This window comes from Ilumatobacter sp., from assembly GCF_049588435.1.
GTDB lineage: Bacteria > Actinomycetota > Acidimicrobiia > Acidimicrobiales > Ilumatobacteraceae > Ilumatobacter_A.
This window is the reverse complement of the sequence record NZ_JBAVYV010000102.1, coordinates 1-3,438: the sequence shown is the minus strand read 5'-3', so window position 1 is coordinate 3,438 and position 3,438 is coordinate 1. Positions and strand designations below refer to the sequence as shown.

6 protein-coding genes and 1 pseudogene are annotated in these 3,438 nt (G+C 67.3%); all 7 read right to left on the bottom strand.

Features of this window, described 5'->3' with window-relative positions:
- Nucleotides 1–583, bottom strand: a 583-nt coding sequence (locus WBV89_RS03780; RefSeq protein ID WP_423980007.1) for an NAD-dependent epimerase/dehydratase family protein, incomplete at its 3' end; no start/stop codon positions are given.
- Nucleotides 584–609: 26 nt separating this feature from the next.
- On the bottom strand, nucleotides 610–1,116 hold the full coding sequence (locus WBV89_RS03775) for a hypothetical protein (protein ID WP_423980006.1): 507 nt from the start codon (nucleotides 1,114–1,116) through the stop codon (nucleotides 610–612).
- A 123-nt stretch (nucleotides 1,117–1,239) separates the two neighbouring features.
- Nucleotides 1,240–2,109: a tRNA lysidine(34) synthetase TilS gene (gene tilS, locus WBV89_RS03770; RefSeq protein WP_423980008.1), complete on the bottom strand. Its 870-nt coding sequence runs from the start codon at nucleotides 2,107–2,109 to the stop codon at nucleotides 1,240–1,242.
- Nucleotides 2,106–2,258, bottom strand: a complete 153-nt coding sequence (locus WBV89_RS03765) for a hypothetical protein (RefSeq protein WP_423980009.1) — start codon at nucleotides 2,256–2,258, stop codon at nucleotides 2,106–2,108. Before WBV89_RS03765 ends, tilS begins: the two co-directional genes overlap by 4 nt.
- A gap of 56 nt (nucleotides 2,259–2,314) precedes the next feature.
- Complete coding sequence (locus tag WBV89_RS03760) at nucleotides 2,315–2,584, bottom strand: zf-HC2 domain-containing protein (RefSeq protein ID WP_423980005.1); 270 nt, start codon at nucleotides 2,582–2,584, stop codon at nucleotides 2,315–2,317.
- A complete protein-coding gene (locus tag WBV89_RS03755) occupies nucleotides 2,581–3,168 on the bottom strand; it encodes a sigma-70 family RNA polymerase sigma factor (RefSeq protein ID WP_423980004.1) in 588 nt (195 codons plus the stop codon). The genes WBV89_RS03760 and WBV89_RS03755 overlap by 4 nt, the downstream gene beginning before the upstream one ends.
- 75 nt (nucleotides 3,169–3,243) lie before the next feature.
- Nucleotides 3,244–3,438, bottom strand: a pseudogene (locus tag WBV89_RS03750) (hypothetical protein); the annotation flags it as partial.

Below are 3,438 nucleotides of genomic sequence, written 5' to 3'. Positions count from 1 at the left end.
TGTAGGGGACCGCGGGCAGGCGCAGCAGCCGGCCGAGCGGTGACGGGACGTGGGGACCGATGACCGATGCGAGTCGCACGGCACCGACGGTCACGCCGACCCGGTCGGCGACGTTGGCGGCGGTCCGTTCGATGTCGGCGACCGTGTGGCCCCATTCGGAGGTCGGTCGGATCGGTGCGTTCTCGTCGGGCCGGGTGAGGGTTCCGGACCCGGCGCCGTAGACCTCGATGCCGCTGCGGACGATGACGTGTTCGAGCGAGGGGCATTCGGCGGCCGCGCCGAGGATCGACAGCGCTGCCCGATCGGTCAGTTCGGCGGCCAGGGTCGGGTTGGCGCGAGCATCCGGTTCCCACACGCCGACGTGGACGAGCACGTGCGGGTCGAAGTCGATCACCGTTTCGACGATGCGGTCGTGCTCGTGCGGGTGGAGGCGATGGAACTCGGTCCGCGTGAAGCGGCTCCGCGGGGGATCGGCGTCGATCCCCGAGAGGGCGCCGACCCAGGGTTCGGCTTCGAGCAGACTGGCGATCTGGGTGCCGAGTTCGCCGCCCACCCCGCTCATGAAAACGCGTTGGCCGGCCATGATGTCGAATCTACTGGGTGGAGGGTTCAGCGCAGGGTGTGGGCGCGCATGATGATCTCGCGGGCGAACGGGTCGAGCTGGCGGCCGGCGATGCGCTCGGTCACCTGGATCGCCTGTGTCGGATCGTCGACGAGACCCGACCAGCGGATGTAGCCGCCCATCACACCGATCAGTCGGTCACCGAGCTCGTCGGCGTGCACCATCAGCTTGGTGTCGTGGCGCAGCAACTCGCGGATCTCGGTGTAGAGCGACTTCAGGTACGGATCCGGGTGTTCCGCGTTGAACGGACGATGGCGGTACGGCATCTGGAGTTCGTCGTAGTTGTGCAGGTTGTGCGGTGCCGCGATGATCGAGATCACGCATCCGAAACCGTTCTCGCGGAGCCAGATGATCTCCTCCTGGCGGCGAACCCGTCGATGGTTCTCTCCGACGCCGCCAGGGCGCTCGCAGATCGCCATCTTGTCCTTGAGGACCCAGGTGAAATTGCGCGGCGTGATGCCGAGCGCCCACTTGCCGCGAAGTCGAGGTGCCATCAGCGGATCGAGTCCGCGGATGAGGGGAGAACGGCGTGTGGGGTACTCATGACGGCTGATCACGCTACCCCGTGCGGGCCGTAGAGAAAAAGTGAAACGTGCCCGTCGCCCGATCGTGAACGGTCACTCGATCGAGAGTCGCTGGTTCGAGCGACGCACCCGACCGACCCCGGCGACCTCGCATGCGCTCACCGAACCGGCCGCAACGTCCAACACGCGCTCGACGGCGGCGGCGTCGGGCGGATAGCCATCGATCGTCAACCATCGTCGAACGGCCCGGCGCGACAGCGCGAGCGGGGCAGCGGCGAGGGCACGTGCGTCGGTGGGGTCGATCTCGCCGGCCAACCGCTCGAGCAGGGCGTCGTCGGTGCGCAGCAGATCGGCGGTGCGAACGAGCAGCGGAACCGTGTCACGCTCCGCGATCGAGTTCGCGAGCGTCAGCAGCTCGTGGCGGACCCGGTTGCGCCGAAAGCGTGGATCGCGGTTCGATGCGTCCTCGATCGGGTTGAGCCCGAGCGATGCGCACAGGGCGATCGTCTCGGCGTGGCGCAGCGCCAGCAGCGGGCGACGATCGTCGGGACGCATCGCCGACAGCCCGGTCGCGCCACTTCCGCGGAGCATCGCCAGGAGAACGGTTTCGGCCTGGTCGTCGGCCGTGTGTCCGGTGAGCACATCGGGTCCGAGCAGCGCCCGGCGGGCGTCGCGGGCGCGGGCCTCGAAGTTCGGTCCGTCGGCGAGCTCGGCGTGCTCACACCTGAACCCGACACCCAGACGGTGAGCGATCCGTTCGGCCACTGCGGCGTCGCGGTCGGCATCGGGGCGATGCCCGTGGTTGACGTGCGCGGCGGTGACCTCGAGGCCGTCGGCGACGGCCAGCGCAACGAGCGCGGTCGAATCCGGCCCGCCCGACAGGGCGCAGGTGACCGGGGACGTCGACGGGAAAACGCAGCGAGCGAGGAGCTCGCGGGTGAGTCGAGCAGGTTCGGAGCTCAGAGGTCCTGGTGGCGACGCTGTTTGCCGCCCGGGTACTTCTTCGCCTGCACGCTCGACATGTAGTAGCCGATCAGGCCGATCGTCGCCAGCAAGGCGACAGCGACGAGGGCGACGCCGATCCAGATGTGCCAGACAGGTGCTCCGAGCATGCGATGAGACTATCGGTCGCGCCCGCGACGACACCGGTCCGATCGCGATCGGCGCGTCAGCCGATCGCGCCGTCGCCGTCGAAGTCGGTGGAGAAGCAGCGTTCGATCCGGGCGAGCAGGTCGGCCGGCATCTCCTCGTTCCGGCACTTCTCGCGGATGACCTGCTTCAGTTCGGCATGGAAGTCGAATGCGCCGAAACAGTCGGGGCAGTCGTCGAGATGCGCCGTGATCGAACGACGCGCGTCGTCGGACAACTCTTCGTCGAGGAAGACGTCGAGTTCTCTCAGCGTCGCCTCGCAATCGGGTTCGTCACATGCATCCATCATCGATCCTGGTTCGTCGTCGGTTCGTCGCGTTGCAGCCCGCGTGCGACTGCATAGTCGTGCAACGCCTTCTGCATCGCCTTTCTTCCCCGGTGCAACCGTGACATGACGGTTCCGATCGGAATGTCGAGGATCTCGGCGATCTCCTTGTACGCGAATCCTTCGACATCCGCGAGGATCACCGGCAGCCGGAAGTTCTCCGGGAGGGCTTCGAGCGCCTGCTTGACCTCGTCGTCGGGCAGCATCTCCATCAGCGAGTCCTCGGCCGAGCGACCCAGCGAGGCATCGGCGAAGGTGCCGAGGCGCTTGTAGAGGTAGAGGTCCTCGATGTCGCCGAGGTCGCTCTCGTCGAAGCTGCGTTGCTTCTTCCGATACTTGTTGATGTAGGTGTTCGTGAGGATGCGGAACAGCCAGGCGCGCAGGTTCGTGCCGTCCGTGAACGTGTGGAAACTTCGGAAGCCCTTGAGATATGTCTCCTGGACCAGATCCTCGGCATCGGCGCGATTGCGGGTCATCCGCATCGCCGCGGCGAACAGCTGTGGCGCGTACTGCATTGCCTCGTCTGCAAACACCGCCTGATCAGCCATCGCCACGAACCTACCGATTGTCGGGGGCGCCGACCAGCCGGAGTCGGCATGCGGAGCCGTGAGCGGCCGCGGTGCTCACCGCGCCAGGCGTTCGACCGAGTCGTCGAGCGCCTGGACGAAGCGGTCGAGCAGGTCGGCGAGTTCGGTCCGCTCCTGCGCGTTGAACTCGCCGAGGATCATCGCCATCGCGCGGGCTCGTCGCTCGTCGACGGCCGCGTGGCGGGCTCGCCCGTGCTCCGAGATCTGCACCAGGACGACGCGGCCGTCATC